Here is a 26,579-nt window from a genome sequence, read left to right on the forward strand (position 1 = left end):
CTGTGCATGGCCCGGGGGCCGGTCTGGAGGCTCGGGTGGCGTCCGGCGCTCAGCGAGCGCCGGGTGCGGTGTGGGTGGGCACAGCGGGGTCGGTGGGTGCGGCGGTGTCGGTGGGTGCGGCGGGGTCGGTGGGTGCGGCGGGGTCGGTGGGTGCGGCGGGGTCGACCGGCGTGCTGCCGTCCGTCCGCGCGGTGCCGGCCTGGATCGCCGTGATCGCGACGGTGTTCACGATGTCGCTGACGAGCGCCCCGCGGGACAGGTCGTTGATCGGCTTGCGGAGCCCCTGCAGCACCGGACCGATCGCGACCGCACCGGCGGACCGCTGCACTGCCTTGTAGGTGTTGTTGCCCGTGTTGAGGTCCGGGAAGATGAAGACCGTCGCGTGGCCGGCGACCGGCGAGTCCGGCATCTTCGTGCTCGCGACCGTCGGGTCGGCGGCGGCGTCGTACTGGATCGGCCCCTCCACGAGCAGGTCCGGTCGGCGCTCCCGCACGAAGGCGGTGCCGGCGCGGACCTTGTCGACGTCGGCTCCGGAGCCGCTGTCCCCGGTCGAGTAGCTCAGCATCGCCACGCGGGGTTCGATGCCGAACTGGGTGGCGGTCTCGGCGGAGGAGATCGCGATGTCCGCCAGCTGCTCGCTCGTCGGGTCGGGGATGACCGCGCAGTCGCCGTAGACGAGCACCCGGTCGGCGAGCGCCATCAGGAACACGCTCGACACGATGGACGTGTCCGGACGGGTCTTGATGATCTCGAAGGACGGCCGGATGGTGTGTGCCGTCGTGTGCTTCGCGCCGGACACCATGCCGTCGGCGAGCCCGAGCTGGACCATCATCGTGCCGAAGTACGAGACGTCGGTGACGGTGTCGCGGGCGAGCTCGATGCTCATGCCCTTGTGTGCGCGGAGCGTGGTGTACTCCTCCGCGAAGCGCTCGCGGAGCTCGGGGTCGAAGGGCGACACGAGCTGCGCTGCCTCGAGGTCGAGGCCGAGCTCCGTCGCCCGCGCCCGGATCGCCGCCGGGTCCCCGAGGATCGTGAGCGCGCAGACCTGCCGCTGCAGCAGGGTCGAGGCCGCGCGCAGGATCCGGTCGTCGTCGCCCTCGGGCAGCACGATCCGCGTGCCGTACTCGCGCGCCCGGTCGAGCAGCCCGTGTTCGAACATCAGCGGCGTGACGACGCCCGACGGCGTGACCTGGAGGCGGGCGAGGAGCGCGTCGGCCTGCACGTGGCGCTCGAACAGCGACAGCGCCAGGTCGGCCTTCCGCGGGGAGTCGGCCGCCAGACGCCCACGGGTCTGCGTGATGCGCAGTGCCGTGTCGTACGTGCCGAGGTCGCTGCTCGCGATCGGCAGCGAGCTCGACAGGCCCTCGAGCAGCCGGGTGATCTGCGGCGCGGTCTCGAACCCGCCGTTGAGGATCACGCCGGCGAGGCTCGGGAACGTGTCCGACTGGTTCGCGAGGAGCGTGGCGATGAGGACGTCGTTGCGGTCCCCCGGCACCACGACGATGCCGCCCTCGATCAGCCGCGGCAGCACGTTCTCCATGCTCATGCCCGCGACGACCGTGCCGAGGGCTTCGCGGTCGAGCAGGGCGTCGTCGCCGCGGACCAGCGTGGCCTCCGTCGCGGCGAGCAGCGCGCGCACGGTCGGCGCGACGAGGACCGAGTCCTCGGGGATCGCCCACACCAGGGTGTCGGGGTGGTGGTCCTGCACGGCTGCGGAGACACCGTCGCAGATCGCGGCCAGCGCCTCCGGGTCGGCACGGTTGACCACGATGCCCAGCAGCTGCGCGTGCGCCGCGCGGAGTTCGCTCGTCGTGACGTCCGCGACCTGGCCCATGTCGGCAGGCGTCCTGGCAGCGCGTCCGGCCGAGTCCCGTCCACCGAGGACGAGGAGCACGGGCGCACCGAGGTTGGCCGCGACCTTGGCGTTGAAGGACAGCTCGGTGGGGCTGCCGACGTCGGTGTAGTCGGAGCCGAGGACCACGACGGCGTCGCACTGGCGCTCGACCTGGGCGAAGCGGCCGACGATCGTGGCGAGTGCCGCGTCGGGGTCGGCGTGGACGTCGTCGTACGTGACACCGACGGCGTCGTCGTAGGACTGCCCGGCGGCGGTGTGCTGGAGCAGGAGCTCGAGCACGTAGTCGGGTTCCTCCACCGAACGGGCGACGGGCCGGAACACGCCGACGCGTCCGACCGTGCGGGCGAGGGTCTCGAGGACACCGAGCGCCACCGTGCTCTTGCCCGTGTGTCCTTCTGCTGACGTGATGTAGATGCGGGTCGACACCGCTCCAGGCTAGCCGTGCCGCTGCCGTGCCCTCTGGGAACGGATCGACCTGTGGACGGCAGTGGTCGTCCACACCCCCGAAGACCTGTACCATGGGGTGTCGTCATCGCGAGACGGCACCAGGAGAATTCGCCTAGTGGCCTATGGCGCACGCTTGGAAAGCGTGTTGGGTGCAAGCCCTCGGGGGTTCGAATCCCCCATTCTCCGCCACGAAGAACCGCACGACCGAGAGCGCACGAGTCCACCAGGGCCCGTGCGCTCTCGTCGTTCCGGAGCAGGTCCGGAGCAGGTACGGCGCTGCTTCGCGACGATGACGTGTCACGGTCCCCCACCCGGTGGACCACGCTGAACCCCGGTTCCCTGGTGCTCCCCCAGAAGGGTGGACAGACCTGTCGCAGCGGCCACACCCTCCCCTATGCTGCCGGTACGACGCACCCGAGGGACGGTTGCGTCGTGCACACGCAGACGGCAGGGGCGCCGTCCCGGAGCGCTCCCGACGGCGCGCCTCGGGTGCACCCGAGGGGACGAGGAGACGGCCGTGGGGGAGACGACGGCGACGACGGCGGGTCCGGAACCGGTGACGTTCGACGTCCTGGTCCGTCCCCGGGTCGCACTCGTGCGGTCGACCGCGCTCAGCATCGTGTTCTCGGCGGTGCCGCTCGCGGTCGCCCTCGTCTGGGTCTCGTTCCCGCTGCGGCTCTGGGCGCTGGTCGCCACCGTGGTCGTGCTGCTGGCCGTCGCCGCCGGCGTCGTCTTCGTCCGGCTGCGGTCCGCGTTCGTCGGGATCAGCCACGACGGCGTCATGGTCCGCGGCGTGCTGTCGCCGAAGCGGTCCGTCGGTCGGTCCTGCGTCGAGCGGGTCGTCCTCGCCACCACCTTCGGCAGCTCGGTCGACCGGACCACCCGGGTCCTCGTGGCGTACGGCCCCGACGACCGGCACCTCTTCCGGATGCGCTCGGACGTGTGGGGCGACGCTGGGCTCGACCGGGTCGTCGACGCCCTCGGTGTGCAGGTCACGGAGCTCACGCGCCCGTTGCCCGCGCGGGACTTCGCCCGGCGCTACCTGCCGACGCGCTCAGCCGACCGCCGGAAGCCCTGCTGACCACAGCGGGCACGCGGCAGCCCTGCTGACCACGGCCGTCGACCCGACGCGGTGACCCTGCCGACAGCTCAGCGTCGGCGGCGCAGGGTCGAGAAGATGCCCTGCACGACCTCCTTGGCGATCGCCTGGCCCAGTCCCCCACCGAGCAGGTCGGACAACGGGTCGCCGGCCCTCCGGGACGACGAGGTCCGCGACCGCGACGTCGTGCGACCACGTCGCTGCGCGGCCGTCCGCTCGGCCCGTTCGAACTCGCGCTGCGTGCGCTCGTACTCCCGCTGCGCGGCGGTCTGTTCCCGGGCCTCCCGCTTCGCCTGCGCGGCGGCCTCCTTCGCCTCCGCGGCGGCGACCCGGGCGGCTTCCCTGGCCGCGTCGGCCTCGGCTGCTGCTGCCTGCTCCGCAGCGTCAGCGGCGGCCGACTGTGCCGCTGCCGCCTCCATCCGGCGCGCGAGGACCTCGCGCGCGGAGTCAGGGTCGACCGGGGTGCCGTACGTCGCGAGGAGCGGGGAGGCGGCGACCCGGGCCTCCATCTCGGCTGCCGGCATCGGGTCCATGGACCCCTGGGGTGCGCGCAGTCGGGTCCACGCCACCGGGGTCGGAGCACCGCGCTCGTCCATCACGGTGACGATCGCCTCACCGGTGGCCAGGGACGTCAGCACCTCGCCGAGGTCGTACTCGCTCGTGGGGTAGGTCGAGACCGTGGCGCGCAGGGCCTTGGCGTCGTCCGGGGTGTGCGCGCGGAGCTGGTGCTGCACGCGGGAGCCGAGCTGCGCCAGGACGTCGTTCGGCACGTCCTTCGGGGTCTGCGTGACGAAGACGATGCCGACGCCCTTCGACCGGATGAGCCGCACGGTCCGGACGATCTGTTCGAGGAAGTCCTTCGACGCGCCGGTGAACAGCAGGTGCGCCTCGTCGAAGAAGAACACGAGCTTCGGCTTGTCCTGGTCACCCACCTCCGGCAGCTCGTTGTACAGGTCCGCGAGCAGCCACATCAGGAAGGTCGAGAAGACCTCGGGCTGGTCTTGCACCCCCGGCACCTCGAGCAGGCTCACGATGCCGCGACCGTCCGCCGCCGTCCGGAGGAACACCTGCGTGTCGATCTCCGGTGCACCGAAGAACCGGTCGGCGCCGCGGTCGGCGAACGTGACGAGCTCCCGCAGGATGACACCGGCCGTCTGCCTCGACAGTCCCCCGAGGTCCGCGAGTTCGGGCTTGCCGTCGTCGCTCACCAGGAAGGTCAGGACGCTCCGCAGGTCGGCGAGGTCGACGAGCGCCAGCCCGGCCTGTTCGGCGTAGTGGAAGACGAGCCCGAGCGAGGACTCCTGCGTGTCGTTCAGCCCCAGGACCTTCGCCAGCAGCAGCGGTCCGAACCCGGACACGGTCGCACGGATCGGCACGCCGGTCCCCAGGCCGCCGAGCGAGTAGAACTCCGCCTGGCTGGCGGCCGGTGTCCAGTCCTGCCCGATGCCCGACGTCCGTGCCAGGAGCTTCTCGGAGCCCTGCCCGGCGACCGCGAGCCCGGACAGGTCGCCCTTCACGTCCGCGGCGAACACGGGGACGCCGTTCGCGGCGATCTGCTCGGCGAGGAGCTGCAGCGTGCGGGTCTTCCCGGTGCCCGTCGCGCCGGCGACCAGGCCGTGCCGGTTCAGCATGCCGAGCGGGATGCGGACCTGGACGTCGGGCTGGGCGTCACCGTTGACCAGGGCGCCGAGTTCCAGCGCCGTCCCGGTGACCGTGTAGCCGTCCCGGATGGCCGCGACCGCGTCCGCTCCGAGCGGCCCGACGGGAGGCTCGGTGTCGGCCGTCGGCACTGCCTGCGGACCCGGTGTGGTTGCGTCAGGCACCGTGGGGACCGCCTGGGCCAGTGCCGCGGCGAGCTCCTCGGCGCGAGCAGCTGCTTCGTCCGCGAGGCGTCGTGCCTGGTCCGCCGCTGCCCGCGCTGCCTCGGCCGCTGCCCGTGCCTGGTCCACCGCGTCGCTCATGCGCTCAGCCTAGGGACGCCGCCGACCCCGCGGTACGACCTGTGGAGAAGTCGCCCGACCGACCTCAGTGCGACAGCGCCGGCACCGTCCGCGGTCGCACGACGAACCACAGCAGCAGGATCGCGACCGCCGCCGTCGAGGCCATGACGCCCGCCATGGGTGCAGCGTGCGTGATGCCGAGCCACCCGACGATCGGCGAGATGAGCCCGGCCACGCCGAAGTTCAGCGCACCGAGGACCGAGGCGGCGGTCCCGGCCTCTTTCCCGTGGGAGGCGAGCCCGATGACCTGCACGAGCGGGAACGAGAACCCGCACGCGGCGATGAAGAACCAGAGCGGGACGAGGACCCCGACGAGCCCGGCGCCGAGCAGGTCGAGCACGATGATCGCCGTCGACGCCAGGAACAGCGTGGCCGTCGAGCACGCCAGGATCCACTGCGGACCGACCCGCTGTGCGAGCCGGGCGGAGATCTGCACGCCGAGGACGACCCCGACCGAGTTCACCGCGAAGAGCAGCCCGTACTGCTGGGCGTCGAGGCCGTACACGCCCTGGAACAGGAACGGCGAGGCACTGAGGTACGAGAACAACCCGCTGAAGACCATCGCCCCGATGAGCGCGACGCCGACGAAGATGCGGTCCGAGAAGAGCGCGCGGTAGCGCTGCCCCATGGTCGAGTGGCCCGCCTCCTGACGACGGGCCGGCGGCAGCGTCTCGACGATGAGCAGGATCGACGCGATGACGACCGCCAGGCCGTAGCACGCGAGGAACACGAAGATCCCGCGCCAGCTCGTGAACCGCAGCATCTGCGAACCGATGAGCGGCGCCAGGATCGGTGCGAGCCCGTTCACCATCGCCAGGCGCGACAGCATCCGGACCAGGGGCTTCCCACCGAACAGGTCGCGCACGGTGGCCATCGCGACGACACCACCGGCAGCGGCGCCCATGCCCTGCAGCACGCGGAACAGCCCGAGCACCTCGATGTTCGGCGCCGTCGCCGCCCCGATCGACGCCGCGATGTGCACCGTCGTGGCGATGATCAGCGGCAGTCGGCGGCCGACCTTGTCGCTCCAGGGCCCGACGAGTAGCTGCCCGGCCGCGAACCCGAGCGTGGTGGCGGTGAGGGTGAGCTGCACGGCGCCGTCGGTCACCCCGAACTGCTGCTTCAGCGCCGGGAACGCCGGCAGGTACAGGTCGATCGTGAACGGACCGAGCGCGGTGAGGGCGCCGAGGACGAACACGTAGACGAGACGTTGGGCCCGGGAGAGCGAGTCCCCCGGGTGCAGGATGACTCTCAGCGAGCCGGTGGTGGCGGGCGCGGTCACGACAGGTCCTTCGGCGATGAGGGGTGGTTGCGAGTGGTGATCGCGGCCACGCTCGAATCGATTCGGCCGCGGTACCATCCTACGCACCGAGGCCCGACCGCGACACCGTCACCCGTCCTGCGGTAGCGTCGGCATGCTCGGGAGCCCGGGCGACCAGCACGGAAGAGGGGGTGGGCGTCATGGTGGACGCTCGGATCCTGCACACCACGGCTGCCCTGCGTGAAGCGATCCTGCGACTCGCGGCGAGCCGGCCGGTGTCCGAGATCACGGTGGCGGACGTCACCCGCGCGGCCGGGATCAACCGGGCCACGTTCTACTCGCACGCCGTCTCCCCCGGGTCGCTGCTCGCCGACGTGCTCACCCCCGAGCTCGACGACATCCGTGACGAGGACGCCACCGCCCGCCGCACCGCCGCGGAACAGGGCGCGGACGCCGAGGAGCTGGCGGCCATCACCCGCCGTGGCATCAACGCGGTCGTCGAGCACGTCATCACGCACCGGGACATCTACGCCCGGGCCCTGCCGGACCCGAACGACGGCTCGCTGCACCGGCTGCTCGTCGAGCACTTCACCGTCTCGAGCGTCCGGCACATCGAGGCGCTGGACGCTGCCGCGCGTCCGGAGATCCTCGACGACGTCGCCGCCGGCTTCGTGGCGCAGGGCTTCGTCGGTGCGATCGAGGCCTGGCTCGCCGGCCCCCGACGCTCCCGTCGGGCCCTCGTCGACACGATCACGCGGTCCTTCCCCGCGTGGTGGAGCTGACACCCCCGTCTCTGACGCCCGCTCCGACCACGCACGGTGCGCGGTCACTCGCCCCGTGCGGGGTCGACCACCCCGTGCGACCCGCCAGGCCCGCACCGGGTGGCCGACCTCGCACCAGTGCGCCAGCACATCCGCGCACTACGTGACGGACGGGAGGCTCGGTGCCAGCTGGCATTTGGGCCCACGCCGGCCGGTTCCGGACCGACGCGCCAGCGGCGGGCCGGTCGTGACCGGTGGGGAGCCTCCCGTCCGTCACGACCCGGCCCTGCGCCTACCGGCGCGCCACCGCCGACAGCCCGCGGAACGAGACCGCCCCGAGACCGGTGACGTCGTCGTAGCCCGTCGCCGTGGTCAGCGACGTGTCGTGGTCGAGCGTCACGAGGAAGTCGTGCCCCGAGGTCGCGCTGGTGTACGCGAGCGCGATCGGCGACGCCGGCGGCGTGACGTCCGAGAACGACGCCGGGGCGGCGCGGTACGTCGCGTACAGCGTCGGGTTCGCGAACCCGAGCCGGGTGTTCGTCGACTGCTGCACCAGCGCGGACAGCGCCGCCGTGATCGGCGAGGCGAGCGAGGTGCCGCCGTACGTCTCGTTCTCGAACGCTCCGGTGGTCAGCTTCGCGTCGTCGGTGATCGGACGGATCCCGATCGAGAAGCCGGTGTACGGGTCCGCGAGCGCCGCCAGGTCGGGCGACACGCGCTTGCCGTTCGCGAGCCCGGCCGGCACGACGCCGCGCTGGTACGCAGGCTGGTCGAAGAGCGTGCTCCGCCCACCGCCGGCTCCGCCACCGACGATGCCACCGGGGAGCGGCGTCGTGTAGACGTTGCCGCGCGGGCTGGTGACGATCTGGTCGAGCAGGTCGCCCCACCCGGTCTCGTACGTCTTGTGGCCGTCCTTCGCCACGCCGAGGCTCGTGCCACCGACCGAGGTCACCCAGGGGCTCGACGCGGGGAAGTCGGGCTGGGCACTGCCGAGCGAGGCGGACTCGTCGCCGTTGTCACCGCTGGAGAAGTACAAGCCGATGCCCTCGCCGGCGGCCTGGATGTGCAGGTTCTCCTGGCCGCGGATGCTCGCGAGCGGCAGGTTCTCGCCGACGTCGCCGTAGCTGTTGCTCACGAGGTCCGCGAGCCCCTGGTCGAGGATCCGGGACATCGCGACGTCGAGGCCACCACCGCAGTTCGTGCCGCCGACGTAGAGGATCTTCCCCGACGGGGCGACCGCGTGCACCGACTGGACGTCGAGGGTCTCCTCGCCCTGCCATCCGCTCGGCTGCTGGCACAGCGCCTGGTCGGTGAACTGCGACGGCGCGGGGATGCGCTGCTCGAAGGTCGCACTCGTCAGCGCGGGCTCCCCGTGCTGGGCGGAGTAGCTGTCCGTGTCGTGGATGATCGACGGCGAGGCGTACGCGTCGATGACCGCGACCGTCTGCCCCTGGCCCGAGACGCCCTGCTTGCCGAGCGCGTCGACGCCGTACGCCGACCGGATCTGGTTCGGCACGTAGCCGCAGGCGAAGGTCGGGACGCTGGTGCGGCCGTACGCGGCGGGCACGGTCGCGGTGTGCTGGCCGTCGTAGGCCGAGCACGTCGCGTTGATGCCGGTCGGTGCAGCCGCCTGCTGCCGCAGGCTCCGGGTCGGCGTGGAGGACGCCGGGGTCTCGCCCTGCTGCACGAGCTCCGGGTGGGTGAGCAGCCGACCCTGGTCGACGCTGACGCCGCTGACGAGTCCCGCGATGGACGCGGGCAGGCTCGGCGCGGTGGACGGGGCGACGAGGGTCTGCTGCGCGTGGCGGTAGGCGTGCCGGGTCGTGCCGAGGACCGAGTCCACGACCGACGCCGACCCGCGGAACACGACGAACTCGTGGCTGGCGGGGACGCCGGTGATCGACAGCCCCTGGGCCCGCAGGAACCCGGTGACCTGGTCGACGTCGCTCTTCGTCGGGGCGTACGCCGCGATCCACGCCTTGGGGCTGAGCGGCTTCCGGTAGCGACTGGTCCCCGGGGTCGAGACCGCCGTCGCCAGGGCCTCGGCGCCCGCCTGGTCCTTCAGGGGCAGGTACACCTCGCCCTCGACGTCGGTCGACGCCGCGACGGTGCCGGTGTCGTCGGCCGCGGTGGCCCACGTCGGGACGGAGTCGGGCAGCACGTGGCGGGTCGCGGCGTCGGCGGGACCGGCGGCGAACAGCACGGCGCCGATGGTGCAGGCAGCGGTGGCGAGGGCGAACGCTGCGGTCCGGGGCCTCGTGGACAGGATGGTCGAGCGGGGAGTCGGTGGGCGTCGGTGCACGTCGGGGTCCTCTCGGGGAGCCCGCCGCGGGAGGGCCGTCCGCGCGTGCGACCGGTCGTTCCAGCGGCTTCGTGGGCTGCGGTGAGCTGACTGTAGTGAGCATGTGGAACCAGTTGACAGTCAGTGGTTCCACCGACGGACGACGTCACCCGGACGGGGGTCGGAAGCTGTCGCCCTGCTCAGCGTGGACTCCCGGCGTTCCGCGGGCTGGCGGCGTGCCAGCTGGGTCCGCGCCGAGAACACGGGGCCCGGGCTTGCGCCGGTCGGCGCGACCAGACGACGGACGGGAGGCTCCCCAGCAGCGGGTGGGGAGCCTCCCGTCCGGCGCGTCCCGGCCACGCGACACCGCGACGTGGCGGGGTCGGCGTCAGTCGGTCGGTGGTTTCGTCCCGCGCTGCAGCGCCTCGATGACGGCGACGGCGCGTCCGACGAGCGCAGCGTCGGAGTCGCGGCCCTGGACGCGGTAGTCGGAGGAGATGCCGTCGCCCCCGGTGCCGGTGGCCGGCAGCGGGTCGCCGAGCGCGACGACGACGACACCGGCGTCGTGGGCCGTCTGCACCTCGCCGGTCAGTGCGTCCGGGTCGGCGGCCTCCACCAGGAGGGCCTTCGCGCCGTCCCGCACGAGCTCGCGGATGGCCGAGGCCTGCGACGACGCCGGGTCGGTGGCGCTGGCGACCCGGACGTCCGGGCGGAAGCCCGCGGTCGTGAGGTCCTCGCGGAACCGGTCGGTCAGCGCCACGCCGCCGGAGCTCGCCCCGGGCGTCGCGTCGGCGGCCAGCAGGACCACGCCGACGACCGCGTGCTGGTCGAAACCGCCGTCGGAGCTCGTCAGGTCCGTGCTCTTCACCGGGGTCGGCGCCATCGAGGTCGTCCCCGTGCACCCGGCGAGCACGGCGACGGCGCTCAGCGCGATGGCGGCGGCCAGGATGCGGCGCACGGTTCCTCCTCGTCGTGGGTCCCCCACGCTACCCGGTCCCCGGTCCCCGGTCCCCGGTCCTGTTCCCGTTGCAGTCGCCGTCGCCGTTGCCGTCGGCGCTACCCGGTCACCGAGGACGGAGGCGGGACCGGACCGAGGCGCCGGACCGCGGCCAGCCCGACCAGGGTGATCACGATCATCGCCGCGAAGACCAGGGCGAAGGCGACGGGGTGGTCCCGACCGCCGGCAGAGGTGAACAGCAGCCCGGCGACGGCGAGTCCCACCACGCTGCCGGCGGCGTCCGCGATCGTGAGGGCCGAGCTGGCGAAGCCGTCGTCGCCCTCGGTGGAGAACCGCAGCGTCAGCATCGAGGTCCTCGGGAAGGCGAAGACAATCCCCGCGCCGCCGACGAACCACCCCGCCAACAGCACCCAAACGGGCAGGTCCCACGCGGCCACGGCGAGGGCGGACACCAGGCTGACCAGCACGAGCGTCAACCCGATGCCGAACAGGCGGGCGGCCGGCAGGCGGTGCTCCCCCAGCCGGCCGTGCAGCCAGCTCGCGCTCGCCCAGCTCAGCGCGGAGACGGTCAGCGCGAGCCCGGCGTCCGAGGCCGACAGGCCGTGCTGGGCCTGGAGCAGGAAGGGGACGTAGGCCTCGCTGCCGAAGAACCCGGCCGCGAGCACCCCGCGGAGCAGCACCACCGACGGCAGCCCCGGACCCGCGGTCAGCGTACGGCGTGGCAGGAGCGGACGGAGGGCGAACCACGCGCCCACGATCCCGACGACGACCGCCAGCACGCGGAACACGACGGGCAGGTCCGGGGCGACGTTGAGCAGCAGCACCGCCACGGCAGCGGCGACGGACCACCCGATGCGGGCGCGCTGCCACGGTGGCCGGAGCTCGGGCGCCGGCGGGCGGAGGTGCCGGAGCGTGGGCACGAGCAGGGCGAACGCGACGACCGCGATCGCGAGGGCACCGGCGAAGACCCAGTGCCAGCTCGCGAGCTCGGTGACGTACCCGGCGATGGCAGGGCCCACGAGCGCCGGGACCACCCACGCGGCGGCGAACCCGGCGAACACCGGGCCGTGCAGGTCCTCCGGGAAGACGCGGGCGACCAGCACGTAGAGGACGACGTCGATCGCGCCGGCGCCGAAGCCCTCGACCAGGCGCCCGGCGAGGAACACGGGCATCGTCGGCGCGAGCATGACGACGGCCGTGCCGATGGCGAAGAGCATCGCCGACACCCACGCCACGACCCGGCCGCCCGCGCGGTCGGTCCAGTTGCCGGCGAGCACCATCCCCGGGACGCCGGCGGCGAGCGGGGCGGCGAAGCTCAGCGAGTAGAGGGTCTCCCCGTGCAGGTCACGGCTGATCACGGGCATGATCGTCGTCATCGCCAGGTTCTGGAACGCGGCCACACCGACGATGGCGACCATGCCGATCGTGGACAGCGCGTACCGCCGGCTGAACAGGGTGGTGCGCGTCGCCCTCGTCGCGCGTCCGTCGGTGGTCACCGGACCATCGTAGGAGTGGCCGGGGACACGGCCGCGCCAGCGGGCTCGGCTGGCGGGCTCCGCTGGCGGACTCGGCCAGCGGGGTCGGCGGCAGGCTCGGCTGGCGGGCTCGGCTGGCGGACTCGGCTGGCGGGGTCGGCTGGCGGGGTCAGCTGGCGGGCTCGGCTAGCGGGCGAGCGCCTGCTGCACGTCGGCGACCAGGTCGCCCGCGTCCTCGATGCCGACCGACAGGCGCACGACGTTCTCCGGCACGGCCAGCTCGGTGCCCTTCACCGACGCGTGGGTCATCTCGCTCGGGTAGCCGATGAGCGACTCGACGCCGCCGAGCGACTCCGCGAGCGCGAACAGCTCGGTCGACTCCGCGAAGCGCTTCGCCGCCTCGGGTCCCCCGGCGAGCGCCACGGACAACATCCCGCCGAACCCGCGCATCTGGCGGGACGCGACGTCGTGCCCGGGGTGGTCGGCGAGGCCCGGGTAGAAGACGCGCTCGACGGCCGGGTGTTCGACGAGGGCCTCGGCGACGGCCTGCGCGTTCTGCGAGTGGCGCTCCATCCGGACGGCCAGGGTCTTGATGCCGCGGATCGTCAGCCAGGCGTCGAACGGCGACGAGATCGCCCCGGCACCGAACTGCAGGAACTGCACCTTGTCCGCCAGCTCCTGGTCCTTGAGCACGATCGCCCCGCCGACGACGTCCGAGTGCCCGCCGAGGTACTTCGTGGTCGAGTACGCCACCACGTCGGCGCCGAGCGACAGCGGCTGCTGCAGGTACGGCGACGCGAACGTGTTGTCGACGACGACGAGGGCTCCGGCTGCGTGCCCGACCTCGGCGAGCGCTGCGATGTCGGCGATCTTCATGAGCGGGTTCGTCGGCGTCTCGACCCACAGCACGGTCTTCTCGGGCGCGCCCTCGAGCGCACCGCGGACCAGGTCGAGGTCGCTCATGTCGACGACGACGAGCTCGACGCCCCACGGCACGTGCAGGCGGCTCACCAGGCGGTGGGTGCCGCCGTAGACGTCGTTCCCCATCACCACGCGTGCGCCGGGGGCGAGCGTGGCGCGGAGCAGGGCGTCCTCCCCGGCCAGGCCGGAGGCGAACGAGTACGCCGCCACGCCGCCGTCGAGGTCGGCGAGCAGGGTCTGCAGCGAGTCACGGGTCGGGTTCGCGGACCGCGAGTACTCGTACCCGTTCCGCATCTGCCCGATGCCGTCCTGCACGTAGGTGGAGGTCAGGTGCAGGGGCGGGATGACGGCGCCGGTGGTGGCGTCGGGGTCCTGGCCGGCGTGGACGGCGCGGGTGCTGAACTCGGTCATGGTGCTGTTCTCCAGGTCAGGAGCGGACGGGAGGCTCGGATCGCGTCGGGCGCGCACCGATCGGTGGGTGCGCTGCCGCGTGGTGCGCACCGCGAGGGTGGGTGCGCGGCCGCGCTCACTCCGAGAGGTAGGTGAGCAGGTCGTGTCGCGTCAGGACGGTGACGGGCTTGCCGTCCTCGACCACGAGCAACGCGTCCACGGTCTCGAGGGCACGACGAGCCGACGACACCGACTCACCGACACCGATGAGCGGCAGGGGGTCGCCGACGGACTCGGCCAGACGGTCGGCCCTCTTCGCCGCACCGGTGAAGACGTGCTCGAGCAGGTCCTTCTCGGCGACGGCGCCGATGACCTCGCCGATCACGACGGGCGGCTCGGCGCTGAGGACGGGCATCTGCGAGACGCCGTACTTCGACATGATGTCGACGACCTCGCGGACGGTGTCCCCCGGGTGCGCGTGGACGAGGTCCGGCAGGCGGCCGTCCTTGCCGGCGATGAGCGACCCGACCGTGCGGGCGTCGTCGGTCTCGGCGAAGCCGTACGAGCGCATCCAGCGGTCGTTGAAGATCTTGCCGAGGTAGCCGCGGCCACCGTCGGGCAACAGCACGACCACGACGTCGTCCTCGGTCAGGTCACGGGCGGCCCGCAGCGCGGCGACGACGGCCATGCCGCTGGAGCCGCCGACGAGCAGCCCTTCCTCGCGGGCCAGTCGACGCGTCATCGCGAACGACTCGGCGTCCGACACGGCGATGATCTCGTCCGCGATGTCGGGGTCGTACGCGCTCGGCCAGAAGTCCTCGCCGACGCCCTCGACGAGGTAGGGGCGACCGGTGCCACCCGAGTAGACGGAGCCCTCGGGGTCGGCGCCGATGATGCGCACGCGCCCGTCGGAGGCCTCCTTCAGGTACTTGCCGGTGCCGGAGATCGTGCCGCCGGTTCCGACGCCCGCCACGAAGTGGGTCAGCTGCGCCTCGGTGTCACGCCAGATCTCCGGACCCGTGGTCTCGTAGTGGCTGCGCGGGCCGTTCGGGTTCGCGTACTGGTTCGGCTTGTAGGCGCCGGGGATCTCCTGCACGAGCCGGTCGGACACCGAGTAGTACGACTCGGGGTGCTCGGGCGGGACCGCGGTCGGCGTGACGACGATCTCGGCGCCGTAGGCCGTCAGCACGTTCCGCTTGTCCTCGCCGACCTTGTCGGGCAGGACGAACACGCAGCGGTACCCGCGCTGCTGGGCGACGAGCGCCAGGCCGACGCCGGTGTTGCCCGAGGTCGGTTCGACGATCGTGCCGCCCGGGCGCAGGTCACCGGCGGCCTCCGCCGCGTCGATGATCCGCGTCGCGATGCGGTCCTTCGCGGACCCGCCGGGGTTGAAGTACTCCACCTTGACCAGGACCGTCGCTCGGACGCCCTCGGTGACCCGGTTCAGCTTGACGAGAGGGGTGTCGCCGACCAGGTCGACGACGGAGTTCGCGTAACGCACGCGTTGATCCTAGGCGGCGCACCTCCGCGCCACCCAGGCATGCGACGCCAGATGTCGGCCGGCCGTCGGGGCGGTCTGGATCGTCCGTGGCGGGGCCGCAACGGGCCTCCCGGCATCACCCGCTCGGCGACTCAGACCAGGTCGGCCGGCGCGTTCTGCTGCTGGTGCAGCAGCGCGTACGTCCCGCCGAGGGCGAGCAGTTCCTCGTGCGTGCCCTGCTCGACGATCTGCCCGTGGTCGAGCACGAAGACGACGTCGGCGTCACGGACGGTCGACAGGCGGTGCGCGATCGAGATCGTGGTGCGGCCGCGCGCGGCGTTGTCGAGCGCCGTCTGCACCACGCGTTCCGAGATCGAGTCGAGCGCGCTGGTGGCCTCGTCGAGGACCAGGACCGGCGGGTCCTTCAGCAGCACCCGTGCGATCGCGATGCGCTGCTTCTCCCCGCCGGACAGGCGGTAGCCGCGCTCCCCCACGACGGTGTCGTAGCCGTCCGGGAACGAGGCGATGGTCTCGTGGATGTTCGCCGCCCGTGCTGCGTGCTCGAGTTCCTCGGCCGTGGCCTCGGGCTTGGCGTAGCGGAGGTTGTCGCCGATCGTCGCGTGGAACAGGTAGGTCTCCTGGCTCACGATGCCGATGTGGCGCATGAGGTCCTCGTGCTCCAGGTCACGGACGTCGGACCCGGCGAACCGGACCGACCCCGTCGTGGCCTCGTACAACCGCGGCACCAGGTAGGACACGGTCGTCTTGCCCGCGCCCGACGGGCCGACGAACGCGGCGAACTGGCCGGGCTGGAGCTCGAAGGAGACCCCGCGCAGCGTCGGCTTGTCGGCCTCGCCGTCCGGGTAGGTGAACGTGACGTCGTCGAACGCGACGTGACCGACCCGCTGCTCGTCGACCTTGTGCGCCGTCGGTGCGTCGGTGATGGCGGGCTTCAGGTCGAGGTACTCGAAGATGCGGGCGAACAGCGCTCCCGACGTCTGCAGGTCCAGCACGACGCGGAGCAGCCCGACCGTCGGGAACAGCAGGCGCGACTGCACCGTCGTGAACGCCACGATCGTGCCGGCGGTGATCGGGACGCCGCCGAGGATCAGGTACGCCGCGACCAGGTAGATGATCGCCGGGATGATCGACAGGAAGATCTGGACGATCGCGAAGAACCACTGCCCGGACATCTGCTGGCGGACCTGCAGCGAGATCTGGTTGCGGTTCTCGTCGCCGTACCGGTGGGTCTCGCTGCGTTGCTGGTTGAAGCTCTTCGCGAGCAGGATGCCCGACACGCTCAGGGCCTCCTGCGTGATCGCGGTCATGTCCGACAGCGACTCCTGGGTCTGCCCGGCGATCTTCGCGCGGACCTGGCCCACGCGGCGCTGCGCGATGACGAGCAGCGGCAGCAGGACGACCGCGACGATGGTCATCTGCCAGCTGAGGAGCAGCATCGCGACCACCGCGGCGATCACCGTCACGGTGTTGCCGAGCACGGAGGAGATGGTGTTGTTCAGCACGCTGGCGACACCGCCGACGTCGTTCTGCAGCCGCGACTGGATCACGCCCGTCTTCGTCCGCGTGAAGAACGCGAGCTCCATCCGCTGCAGGTGCGCGAACAGCCGCATCCGCAGGGACCCCATGACCTTGTTGCCGACCGTCGCCGTCAGGTACGTCTGCCACACGCCGACGCCGGCGTTGGCGATCCAGAGGAGCACCATCGCCGTCACGAGCCAGGCGAGCACCGGCACGTCCGGGGTGCCCGACTTCGGGAACAGTCCCTCGTCGAAGGCCCGCTGGGTCAGCAGGGGCGGGATCACGGACAGGGCTGCGCCGAGCAGGACGAGCGCCACGGTGAACCCGATCGACCGGCGGTGCGGGCCGAAGAGCCCGGCGATGCGACCGAGGAGGTTCGGGATCCGCGGTGCCGCCGCGTTGGCGGCCCGCTGCGCGTCGAAGTCGCCGCTGGAGATCCGCCCGCCGCCGTGTCCACCACCACCGCGCATGCTCATGCGAGCTCCTTCCACCCGGCGCGACCGGACGGTGCGCACTCCCGAGTCAATGTAACCCCGCTGTCGGACATGGACGTGCCACCTGCGAGGTCCTGTGGAATTGACCCCCATCCGGGGCCGTGCGAGCATGACCCGTCCCGTTCCCTGCTCCACGAGGTCCCATGTCGTCCGCGCAGTCTCGCCCCGCCACGTCCCTCCGTCACCAACTGGCCCGGCGCAAGCCGATCGACCAGTTGCAGGCCGAGGCAGCAGCCGGGGTCGACGGCCAGCCGCTCCGCCGGACGCTCGGCGTGTGGCACCTGACGATGATCAGCGTCGGCGCCACGCTCGGCACCGGGATCCTCGTCGTGCTCGGCACCGCGGTCCCCCTCGCCGGGCCCGCCGTCTGGATCTCGTTCGTCGTGGCGGGCATCGCGGCGCTGCTGTCCGCCCTGTCGTACGCCGAGATGGCCGGCGCCGTCCCGACGTCCGGGTCGAGCTACTCCTACACGTACGCGACGATGGGCGAGGGCATCGCCTGGGTCTGCGGCTGGTGTCTCGTGCTCGAGTACGCCGTGTCCGTCGCCGCGGTCGCCGTGGGTGCGAGCGAGTACGTCGACGAGACCCTGAAGGTGTTCGGCACCCATCTGCCCGTGGCCCTGTCGGCCCCTCCTGGTGACGGCGGCGTGGTCAACCTGCCGGCGGCCGTGCTCGTCCTGCTGGCGACGGCGGTGCTGCTGCCGGGGGCCCGCGAGAGCGCCTGGGTCAACACGCTGATGGTCATCGTGAAGATCGCCCTGCTGGTGTTCTTCGTCGTCGTGGCCTTCACCGCCTTCCGCGCGCAGAACTTCGCGCCGCTCGCACCGATGGGCGCTGCCGGGGTCACCGCCGCCGCCTCGCGCCTGTTCTTCTCCTACATCGGGTTCGACGCGGCCTCGACCGCCGGAGAGGAGGCGAAGGACCCCCGCCGCGACCTCCCCCGCGCCATCATCGGGTCGATCGCCCTCATCACGACGCTGTACATCCTGGTGGCCGTCGCGGCGATCGGCGCTCGGTCGTGGACGTCGTTCTCCTCCACCGAGGCCTCCCTCGTCCGCATCGTCGTCGCCGTCACCGGACAGCCGGTCGTGGCACTCGTGTTCTCCGTCGGCGCGGTCATCGCCATCGCCAGTGTCGTGCTGACGGTCCTGTACGGCCAGACACGCATCCTGCTGACCATGGCGCGCGACGGCCTGGTGCCGAAGGCCTTCGGCCGGGTGTCGAAGCGCACGGGCACCCCCGTCGTGAACACGCTGATCGTGGGCCTCGTGGTGACGGTCGTCGCGGCGCTGGTCCCCCTCGGGGAGCTCGCTGACGCGACGAGCATCGGCACGCTGGTGGCCTTCGCGCTCGTGAACGTCTCCGTGATCATCCTCCGCCGGTCGCAGCCCGACCTCGAGCGCTCGTACCGGGTCCCGCTCTTCCCGGTCGTCCCGGTCCTCGGCACCCTGAGCTGCGCCCTGCTCGCGGTGTTCCTCGGCGCGGGCACCTGGATCGCGTTCGGCATCTGGATGGTCGCCGGCGCGGTGCTCTACGCGCTCTACGGTCGCCGCCACAGCACCCTCCGCTGACCCGCGACGCAGCGCCCCGCACTGCCGGGACGGCGCTGGTCACGGCACCAGCCCGAACTGCCGGAACAGCGCGCGGAGCCGGTCCGGATCGACGAGGTGCCACCACCGCACACGGATGAACCCGTTGACCTGCGGACGGATGCGGTCCTCCCGGATCTTCTCCTGCCACAGGACGTCCGCGGGTGCCCGCCCGCCTGTCATCGTCGGGTCGGTGTACTTCTGACGGCCGTCGAACTCCACCACGAACCCGACCGACGGCAGCCAGAAGTCGACCCGGTCGACCGAGCCGTCCTGACGCGGGAACTCCTGCTGCGCGACGACGTCGACGAACCCGAGTTCGGCCAGTCGTGCAGCGCAGAACGACTCCCCGACCGACTCGTGGCGGACGTCACTCGTGCGGAGCACCCGTTCGAGGTGGACGCGCCCCCGAGACCCGTGCTGCTCCACGAGTGGCTCGACCTCCGCGGGGCGCAGTCCCTTCCGGTACGCATCGTCGAGCAGCACCACTGCGCGCGAGAACGTCGCATCGAGCACAGCGCCGAATGCGGTCGCTGCGGCGCTGACGAGTTCGACGCCGGCGAAGGTGTCGGCCCCCGGTCGCTCTGCGTCGAACGGCGGCGAGGACCGCACGGTCACACGGGAGATCTCGCTCCGGGCCCCGCCGGCCTGGGTGACCTGCACACGGTCGGGCCATCGGCCGATGTGCGCCCAGCCCCGGACCGCCGCCGCGGAGAGGTGTGAGATAGCGGCGTCACGAGGGAGACGCGGAGCAAGCGCCCGGATCAGGACGAGGTGCCGCGACCGAGCATCGAGCCCGTCCCAGTCGTCCGGTCGGAGGTAGACGCCCGGCACCAGCCGCTGCAGGGTCCCCGCCCGCGCCATCCGCTGGAAGCGGCGGGCAGTGGTGCGGCCCGTCGACGCACGCCAGAGACGTGGTTCGTGTGCGCTCTCGATCTCCATGCAACGAGCTTCGCTGCCGGCCCGGACACGGTGACGACGCCCGAGCGATCCGTGGAGAACTCCGGCCACCCGGTCGTCTGTGGAGGAACGGCTCCGCGACGGATGCGACACGACCTCCTGCGGAGCGACGCGCAACGGGCCGGAGGATGTCGCCCGATGCCCTCGCATCAGATGCAGGCGCATCGGGCGACATCGGGGCGCCGATTGCGCCGCGCGAACGCACCCACGACGTCGCTTTCGCCGGACAACCCCCGAGCACGCCAACCAGCCGCGTCAGCCACCCGCCGGCCGACCAACGCGCCCGCGCCCCGCACACGACGAAGGCCGCCACCCCGAGGGGCAGCGGCCTTCGTGACCAGAAGGTCGGACTCAGACGAGCTCGACGGTGGCGCCGGCTGCCTCGAGGGAAGCCTTGGCCTTGTCGGCCGTCTCCTTGTTCGCGCCCTCGATCACCTTGGCGTCGGGGGTCTCGACGAGGGCCTTGGCCTCGCCCAGGCCGAGCGACGTGAGGCTGCGGACCTCCTTGATGACCTGGATCTTCTTGTCACCGGCCGACTTGAGCACGACGTCGAACTCGGTCTTCTCCTCGACCTCCTCGGCGGGGGCAGCAGCGCCACCGACCGCGGCAGCGGCGACGGGGGCAGCAGCGGTGACCTCGAAGACCTCTTCGAACTTCTTCACGAAGTCCGAGAGCTCGATGAGCGTGAGCTCCTTGAAGGCCTCGATGAGCTCGTCCTGCGAAAGCTTCGCCATGATTTTCTCCTACTACTAGCTAGTGCGTGTGGTTGATGAACGCGTGCCTGGTCAGGCCGCGGACTCCTGCTTCTCGCGAAGGGCGTCCACCGTGCGGACGGCCTGCGAGAGGGGTGCCTGGAACAGGTACGCAGCACCGAACAGCGAGGCCTTGAGTGCGCCGGCGAGCTTGCCGAGCAGCACTTCACGGGACTCGAGGTCGGCGAGCTTGTCCACCTCGGTCGCGGTGAGCGGGTTACCGTCGAAGTAACCGCCCTTCACCACGAGCTCGGGGTTCGCCTTGGCGAATGCACGCAGCGACTTCGCGACGGCGACGGTGTCACCGTGGACGAAGGCGAGAGCGGACGGACCGGCGAGTTCGTCGTCGAACGACGAGATGCCGGCGTTGTTCGCCGCGATCTTGGTCAGCGTGTTCTTCACCACGGCGTACGTGGCGTGCTCACGGATCGAGTTGCGGAGCTCCTTGAGCTGCGCGACCGTGAGACCGCGGTACTCGGTGAGCAGAACGGCGTTCGAGCTACGGAAGGACTCCGTGAGCTCGGCGACCGCAGCTTCCTTGTTCGCCATGGTTCTCCTTGGGGGTCTTGCCGGCAGCCCCAGGTCCCACTGCAACGAACACAGCACATGAAAAAAGCTCCGGCGCAGAGGCTCGGAGCTGCTCCCCCGCAAGCGGATGGAGTGGTTCGGAACACCTGCGCGGGCTGCCTCATGATGGAGGACCTTCGACTGCTGTGCGAGCACAGCAGCAAACCGGCGGTCTTTGGCTTCGAGAACTGTAGCAGATGCGGTGGACGCCACCAACCCCCGGACGGGAGGCTCGGTGCCGGCCCGCCACGAGCCTCCCGTCCGGTGGGTGCGGACCGTCCCGTCACGCGCGGTCCGGCACGCCGGACCACGCGTCCGCAGACGCAGGAGCGGCCGCAGCACCAGCAGCACCTGCACCCGCCCGCGCGGGCAGGTGCACCGTGAAGACGGTGTCGCCCGGACGACTCTCGACCCCGACCCTGCCGCCGTGTGCCTGCACGACCGCGTCGACGATCGCCAGCCCGAGGCCCGTCGACCCCGCGGTCCGCGACCGCGAGCTGTCGGCGCGGGCGAACCGCTCGAACAGCTTCGGCAGGAACGCCGGGTCGATCCCCTGTCCGGTGTCCCGCACGGTCAGGTCGACACCGTCGGGGACCGTCTCGATACCCACCGTGATGCGGGTGCCGTCGGGGGTGTGGGTCCTGGCGTTCGTGACGAGGTTGACGATGACCTGGTGCAGCCGGGCAGCGTCGCCCAGCACGACGACCGGGGTGGGCGGGACGTCGACCTCGATGACGTGCTCGGGCGAGGCCGCGTGGGCGTCGTTGACCGCGTCGAGCACCAGCCCGGTCAGGTCCACGTCGTCGAGCTGGACCTCGCGGCCCTCGTCGAGCCGGGCCAGGAGCAGCAGGTCCTCGACCATCGAGGTCATCCGCAGCGACTCGGACTCGATCCGGCTCATCGCGTAGACGACGTCCGGCGGCAGGTCACCGCCCATCCGGCGGGTGAGCTCGGCGTAGCCGCGGACCGAGGCCAGCGGCGTGCGGAGCTCGTGCGAGGCGTCCGCGACGAACTGCCGCACCTTCTGCTCGGAGCGTTCCCGGGCCTGCATCGCCCCGCCGATGTGACCGAGCATCCGGTTGAACGCGGTGCCCACCCGACCGACCTCGGTGCGCGGGTCGGTGTCCGGCACGCGGATGCCGTCGAGGGCGTCGCTGCGGTCGAGGGGCATGCCGGCGACCGTCGTGGCGGTCTCGGCGACGCGTTCGAGCGGTCGGAGGGAGCGTCGAACGGCGAGCGCCGCGGCGGCCGAGGCGACGACGAGCGCGAGCAGCATCACGACGAGCACGACGCCGAACAGCTTCCAGACGCTCTCGTACACGGGCGCCATGGGCAGGCCGACGACGAGCACGGCCGGGCCGACCGGCGCGGCGCTCACCCGGTAGCGGCCGAGGCCCCCGCCGAGGTCCACGGTCCTCGGCTGCCCGTCGACGCGCACGCCGCCGAGCGGTTCGACGGCCGACGCAGCCAGGCTGTCGAGGTGGCCGTCGTCCTCGAGCACGCTGCCGATGACGGCGTTGCCGTTGAGGAAGTAGGCGGTGAGGGTGCCGGCGGCCTGCCCGGACGGGCGGCCGATGTCGAGCCCCGGCCCGCCGGATCCCTGCCCCTCGATCGACTTCTGGGCGCGGCTCGTGGCGTACTGCAGCTGTTGGTCGATCGCGGAGCGCTGGATCGAGAACAGCGCGACGATGCTGCCAGCGCCGATGATCGCGCTGACGGCGACGACGAGGGCGACGATGCTCAGGACGAGCCGGCGGCGCAGGGTCACGGGATCAGACGACGGGCTTGATGACGTACCCGACACCGCGCACGGTGTGGATCATCGGCTGCTCGCCGGCGTCGATCTTCTTGCGGAGGTAGGAGATGTAGATCTCGACGACGCTGGACTTGCCGCCGAAGTCGTACGACCACACGCGGTCGAGGATCTGCGCCTTCGACAGCACACGCCGGGGGTTGCGCATCAGGAAGCGCAGGAGCTCGAACTCGGTGGCGGTCAGCTCGATGGGCCGGCCGGCGCGGGACACCTCGTACGACTCCTCGTCGAGCACCAGGTCGCCGACGACGATGCGGGAGTCGCCGGCCTCGGAGATCGAGATCTGCGAGCGGCGGATGAGCCCGCGGAGGCGCGCGACGACCTCCTCAAGGGAGAACGGCTTCGTGACGTAGTCGTCCCCGCCGGCGGTGAGGCCGGTGACGCGGTCCTCGACGCTGTCCTTCGCGGTGAGGAACAGCACCGGGGTGTCGTCGTTGTTCTGGCGGAGCCGGCTGAGGACCTGCAGCCCGTCGAGGTCCGGCATCATCACGTCGAGCACCATGGCGTCCGGCTTGAACTCCCGCGCCTTCGTCAGGGCGTCCTGTCCGCCGTTCGCGCTCGTGACGTCCCAGCCCTCGTACCGCAGCGCCATGGAGAGCAGGTCGGTGAGGCTGGCTTCGTCGTCGACGACGAGGATGCGCAACGGCGAACCGTCGGCACGCGTGAGGCGTGGGGCTGCGGAGGGCTGGGAGATGGTCACGTCTTCGAGTATCGAGACGAGTCTATGAGTCGTCTGTGGAACAGCCCACGGCGGTCTGTGGATGATCTGTCACGCATCATGTCCACATCCGTACGGTGGGGAACATGATCCGTTCTGCTGCCTGGCCCGCCGACGCAGCTGCCGTCGACGTCGCCGCACTGACGGCGACAGCCGGGAGGCCCGGCTCGGCTCCGGCGGACCGGCTCGCCGTCGCGCGGTCCCTCGCCGCCACCACCCCACCGCTCACCACGGGCACGGCGGCCCGGTCCTTCGTCACCCTCGCCGCCGTCGCCGCGGTCGACGTCGGGCTGGCCCGGACGGTCGAGCCGCACCTGGACGCGCTCTCGATCCTGGCGCAGGCGGACGCCGAGGTCCCGGCGGGCTCGACCTGGGGCGTCTTCGCCGCAGAGGGTCCCGGGCTGCGGCTCGAGGCCTCCGGCGATGGTGCCGGCGGGGTCGTGCTCGACGGCACGAAGCCCTGGTGCTCGCTCGCGTCGCAGCTCTCGCACGCCCTGGTGACCGCGCACCGCGGGGACGACCGGCAGCTGTTCGCCGTCGACCTGCGGCAGGACGGTGTCACCACGCACGACGAGGCCTGGGTCGCGCGCGGCATGCCGGACGTGCCGAGCGGCCCGGTGGACTTCGACGGGGTCGTGGCCGTCCCGGTCGGCGACCCCGGCTGGTACCTGACCCGTCCCGGGTTCGCGTGGGGCGGCATCGTCGTCGCCGCGTGCTGGTGGGGCGGGGCCGTCGGGCTCGCCCGCGTGCTCCGCGACCACGCCGCGGCGCGTCCGGACGCCGAGCTGCTCCGCGTCGCGCTCGGTGCCGTGGTCGCCGACCTCGCGGACGCCGAGGACGCCCTCGCCGACGCAGCCGCGCGCATCGACACCGACCAGGACGCCGACTGGCCCCTCGTCGCGCAGACCGTCCGCTCGCGGGTCCGCCGGGCCGTCGACGCCGTCCGCACCCGGGTGGTCTCCACGGTCGGCCCCGGCCCGCTGACGTCCGAGGCCGCCGTGGCCGCGCGGGTCGCCGACCTCGAGCTCTACGTGCTGCAGGACCACGGCGACCGGGACCTCGCCCGCATCGGCCGGATGGTCCTCGAGCGTGGCGGTGTGGCGTGGTGAGCTTCGACCACCGGGAGCCGGGGACCGACCCCGAGGCCTGGACGACGTTCCTCGACACGCTCTCCCCCGACGCGGTCGACCTCGACGGCTACCAGGCCGTCGTCGTCGTCGCGCCGCACCCCGACGACGAGACGCTCGGCGCCGGTGGCCTCATCGCCGCGGCGGCGGACGCGGGCCTGCCCGTGCACGTCGTGCTCGTGACGCTCGGCGAGGGATCGCACCCCGACTCCCCCACGACCACCCCCGACGAGCTCGCGGCCGTGCGTGCCACCGAGTTCCGGGACGCCCTCGAGCTGCTCCACCCCGAGGTCACCGCCGGGTCCCTCGGGGTGCCGGACGTCGGCCTCCGCGAGCAGCCGGAAACGCTGCGGGACGCCCTGGTCGCCCGGCTCGACGCCACCCCCGGCCGCTCGCTCCTCGTGGCGCCCTGGCGCGGGGACGGACACCGCGACCACCGTGTCGCCGGCGAGGTGGCCGAGGCCGTCAGCGCCGAGCGGCCCGACGTCGACCTGCTGTCCTACCCGATCTGGGCCTGGCACTGGGACGACGCCGCCGAGCCCGCCGCGCCGTGGCCCACCGCCGGCGCGCTCGCGCTGACCGACGACGTCCTCGACCGGAAGCGTGCCGCGCTCGCGGCCTACCGGTCGCAGGTGCTGCCGCTCTCCCCCGCGCCCGGCGACGAGCCCGTCGTCAACGACCGGCACGCCGCCCACCACCTCCGCCACACCGAGTGGTTCTTCGGCGGGCAACGCTCACGCTCCCGGGAGTCCTTCGACGCCCACTACGCCAGGAAGCCCGAGGGGTGGGACTTCGACGGCTCCTGGTACGAGCGTCGGAAGCGTGCCGTCACCCTGGCGGCGCTGCCCCGCGAGCGGTACCGGTCGGCGCTCGAGATCGGTTGCGCGACCGGTGTGCTGACCGCCGCGCTGACCGACCGCGCCGACGACGTCCTCGGCACCGACATCGCCGCCGCACCGCTCGAGCGAGCCCGCTCCCGTGCGCCGCACGCCCGGTTCCTGCAGGCCGCGCTGCCGGACGACTGGCCCGAGGGCACCTGGGACCTCGTCGTGATGTCCGAGGTCGGCTACTACCTCTCCCCCGACGACCTCGACCGGACGATCGACCACGTCATCGCGTCACTCGCCGACGACGGCGTGCTCGTCGCCTGCCACTGGCGCCACCCCGACGACGAGGCTGTCTCGAGCGGGGACGTCGTCGACGCCCGCCTCACCGAGCGCTGGCCCCGGCCCGCGATCGTCCGGCACGTCGAGGACGACTTCGTGCTGAGCGTCCTGCCCGGCCCCGGCGTGGTCTCGGTCGCCCGGGGCGAAGGACTCGTCCGGTGACGGACGCAGGGACGGACGCACGGACCGGAGCAGGAACGGGCACGGGGTCAGTGACGCCCGGGGTGATGCACCGCATCGACGTCGTCGTGCCCGCACACGACGAGGAGGACCGGATCGGCGCCTGCCTTGACGCCCTCGACGCCGCCGTGGTCCGGCTGGCCGTGGAGCGCCCGGACGTCCGGGTCGGCATCACCGTGGTGCTCGACGGCTGCACCGACGACTCGGCGGCGATCGTCCGCGACCACGGCATCGACCACATCGAGACCGCGCACGTCGGGGTCGGACGTGCCCGCTCGCTCGGCGTCGCGCACGCGATCCGCGCCGCCGGCACCCCCGACCCGGTCCGGCAGTGGCTCGCCCACACCGACGCGGACTCGCGCGTCGACGAGTGGTGGCTCGTCCAGCAGGCCGACGCGCTCGTCGCCGGGTGGCACGTGCTGATCGGCGCCGTGGTGCCCGACCCGCGCGACCTCGACCCCGACGTCCTCGAGCGCTGGACGATCGCGCACCCGCCCGGAGCGGCACTCGGCCACGTGCACGGCGCGAACCTCGGGGTGCTCGCCGCGGCGTACACGGCCCTCGGCGGGTTCGACCCCGTCCCCGAGCACGAGGACGTCCGCCTGGTCGAGCGCGCGCACGCGCTGGGGCTGCGGGTCGAGGCGACGACCGACCTCCCCGTCGTCACGAGCGGCCGCTTCGCGGGGCGCACCCCGGGCGGCTACGCGGAGCACCTCCGGCAGACCTACGCCCCATAGGCGGTTCA

At 72.3% G+C, this 26,579-nt stretch carries 20 protein-coding genes and 1 tRNA gene; 7 read left to right on the top strand and 14 right to left on the bottom strand.

Annotation, left to right across the window (positions count from 1 at the left end; translation table 11 throughout):
- Window positions 1-49: 49 nt before the first annotated feature.
- Window positions 50-2,281, bottom strand: coding sequence for a phosphate acetyltransferase (gene pta, locus OVA28_RS16375; RefSeq protein WP_268097703.1), 2,232 nt, complete (start codon window positions 2,279-2,281; stop codon window positions 50-52).
- 122 nt (window positions 2,282-2,403) lie between these two features.
- On the opposite strand from pta, the gene OVA28_RS16380 reads away from it, so the two are divergent.
- Both OVA28_RS16380 and OVA28_RS16385 read left to right on the top strand, forming a co-directional pair.
- Window positions 2,404-2,491, top strand: a tRNA-Ser gene (locus tag OVA28_RS16380).
- A gap of 328 nt (window positions 2,492-2,819) precedes the next feature.
- Window positions 2,820-3,383, top strand: a complete 564-nt coding sequence (locus OVA28_RS16385) for a hypothetical protein (protein WP_268097704.1) — start codon at window positions 2,820-2,822, stop codon at window positions 3,381-3,383.
- A gap of 68 nt (window positions 3,384-3,451) precedes the next feature.
- On the opposite strand, the gene OVA28_RS16390 is transcribed toward OVA28_RS16385, so the two are convergent.
- Window positions 3,452-5,362 (bottom strand): helicase HerA-like domain-containing protein, encoded by a 1,911-nt coding sequence (locus tag OVA28_RS16390; protein ID WP_268097705.1) that lies wholly within the window; start codon window positions 5,360-5,362, stop codon window positions 3,452-3,454.
- A gap of 64 nt (window positions 5,363-5,426) precedes the next feature.
- Window positions 5,427-6,683 carry a multidrug effflux MFS transporter gene (locus OVA28_RS16395; protein ID WP_268097706.1) on the bottom strand — a complete coding sequence of 419 codons (1,257 nt, stop codon included), beginning with the start codon at window positions 6,681-6,683 and terminating at the stop codon, window positions 5,427-5,429.
- A gap of 179 nt (window positions 6,684-6,862) precedes the next feature.
- On the opposite strand from OVA28_RS16395, the gene OVA28_RS16400 reads away from it, so the two are divergent.
- Window positions 6,863-7,444 (top strand): TetR/AcrR family transcriptional regulator, encoded by a 582-nt coding sequence (locus OVA28_RS16400; protein WP_268097707.1) that lies wholly within the window; start codon window positions 6,863-6,865, stop codon window positions 7,442-7,444.
- Window positions 7,445-7,715: 271 nt separating this feature from the next.
- Here OVA28_RS16400 and OVA28_RS16405 read toward each other — a convergent pair whose 3' ends face one another.
- From OVA28_RS16405 to OVA28_RS16430, 6 genes are all read right to left on the bottom strand, one after another.
- Entirely contained in the window at window positions 7,716-9,725 is a 2,010-nt protein-coding gene (locus OVA28_RS16405) for a S53 family peptidase (protein ID WP_268097708.1), read from the bottom strand.
- A 367-nt stretch (window positions 9,726-10,092) separates the two neighbouring features.
- Window positions 10,093-10,662, bottom strand: a complete 570-nt coding sequence (locus OVA28_RS16410; protein ID WP_268097709.1) for a substrate-binding domain-containing protein — start codon at window positions 10,660-10,662, stop codon at window positions 10,093-10,095.
- A gap of 98 nt (window positions 10,663-10,760) precedes the next feature.
- Window positions 10,761-12,158: an MFS transporter gene (locus OVA28_RS16415; RefSeq protein ID WP_268097710.1), complete on the bottom strand. Its 1,398-nt coding sequence runs from the start codon at window positions 12,156-12,158 to the stop codon at window positions 10,761-10,763.
- A gap of 165 nt (window positions 12,159-12,323) precedes the next feature.
- Window positions 12,324-13,469, bottom strand: a complete 1,146-nt coding sequence (locus OVA28_RS16420) for a cystathionine gamma-synthase (RefSeq protein WP_268097711.1) — start codon at window positions 13,467-13,469, stop codon at window positions 12,324-12,326.
- Window positions 13,470-13,584: 115 nt separating this feature from the next.
- Window positions 13,585-14,949 carry a cystathionine beta-synthase gene (locus tag OVA28_RS16425; protein WP_268097712.1) on the bottom strand — a complete coding sequence of 455 codons (1,365 nt, stop codon included), beginning with the start codon at window positions 14,947-14,949 and terminating at the stop codon, window positions 13,585-13,587.
- A gap of 131 nt (window positions 14,950-15,080) precedes the next feature.
- Window positions 15,081-16,943 (bottom strand): ABC transporter ATP-binding protein, encoded by a 1,863-nt coding sequence (locus OVA28_RS16430; RefSeq protein ID WP_268097713.1) that lies wholly within the window; start codon window positions 16,941-16,943, stop codon window positions 15,081-15,083.
- A 161-nt stretch (window positions 16,944-17,104) separates the two neighbouring features.
- Here OVA28_RS16430 and OVA28_RS16435 point away from each other — a divergent pair, with 161 nt between their 5' ends.
- Complete coding sequence (locus tag OVA28_RS16435) at window positions 17,105-18,532, top strand: APC family permease (RefSeq protein ID WP_268097714.1); 1,428 nt, start codon at window positions 17,105-17,107, stop codon at window positions 18,530-18,532.
- 39 nt (window positions 18,533-18,571) lie between these two features.
- Here OVA28_RS16435 and OVA28_RS16440 read toward each other — a convergent pair whose 3' ends face one another.
- The 5 genes from OVA28_RS16440 to OVA28_RS16460 all read right to left on the bottom strand — a co-directional run bounded on the left by OVA28_RS16440 (window position 18,572) and on the right by OVA28_RS16460 (window position 23,343).
- On the bottom strand, window positions 18,572-19,492 hold the full coding sequence (locus OVA28_RS16440) for a hypothetical protein (protein WP_268097716.1): 921 nt from the start codon (window positions 19,490-19,492) through the stop codon (window positions 18,572-18,574).
- 369 nt (window positions 19,493-19,861) lie between these two features.
- On the bottom strand, window positions 19,862-20,245 hold the full coding sequence (gene rplL, locus OVA28_RS16445) for a 50S ribosomal protein L7/L12 (protein WP_071270222.1): 384 nt from the start codon (window positions 20,243-20,245) through the stop codon (window positions 19,862-19,864).
- Between the two features lie 51 nt (window positions 20,246-20,296).
- Window positions 20,297-20,812: a 50S ribosomal protein L10 gene (gene rplJ / locus OVA28_RS16450; RefSeq protein ID WP_017888663.1), complete on the bottom strand. Its 516-nt coding sequence runs from the start codon at window positions 20,810-20,812 to the stop codon at window positions 20,297-20,299.
- A 301-nt stretch (window positions 20,813-21,113) separates the two neighbouring features.
- The gene (locus OVA28_RS16455; protein ID WP_268097719.1) at window positions 21,114-22,598 is read right to left on the bottom strand and encodes a sensor histidine kinase; all 1,485 of its coding nucleotides are present in this window, start codon (window positions 22,596-22,598) and stop codon (window positions 21,114-21,116) included.
- Window positions 22,599-22,602: 4 nt separating this feature from the next.
- Complete coding sequence (locus OVA28_RS16460; protein WP_194627066.1) at window positions 22,603-23,343, bottom strand: response regulator transcription factor; 741 nt, start codon at window positions 23,341-23,343, stop codon at window positions 22,603-22,605.
- 104 nt (window positions 23,344-23,447) lie between these two features.
- On the opposite strand from OVA28_RS16460, the gene OVA28_RS16465 reads away from it, so the two are divergent.
- The 3 genes from OVA28_RS16465 to OVA28_RS16475 are packed head-to-tail and all read left to right on the top strand — an operon-like array spanning window position 23,448 to window position 26,571.
- On the top strand, window positions 23,448-24,470 hold the full coding sequence (locus OVA28_RS16465) for an acyl-CoA dehydrogenase (protein ID WP_268097720.1): 1,023 nt from the start codon (window positions 23,448-23,450) through the stop codon (window positions 24,468-24,470).
- A complete protein-coding gene (locus tag OVA28_RS16470) occupies window positions 24,467-25,816 on the top strand; it encodes a PIG-L family deacetylase (RefSeq protein ID WP_268097721.1) in 1,350 nt (449 codons plus the stop codon). Before OVA28_RS16465 ends, OVA28_RS16470 begins: the two co-directional genes overlap by 4 nt.
- A complete protein-coding gene (locus tag OVA28_RS16475; protein ID WP_268097722.1) occupies window positions 25,813-26,571 on the top strand; it encodes a glycosyltransferase in 759 nt (252 codons plus the stop codon). The genes OVA28_RS16470 and OVA28_RS16475 overlap by 4 nt, the downstream gene beginning before the upstream one ends.
- The last annotated feature ends 8 nt before the right edge of the window (window positions 26,572-26,579 follow it).

Source organism: Curtobacterium sp. SL109, assembly GCF_026672405.1.
Taxonomy (GTDB): domain Bacteria; phylum Actinomycetota; class Actinomycetes; order Actinomycetales; family Microbacteriaceae; genus Curtobacterium.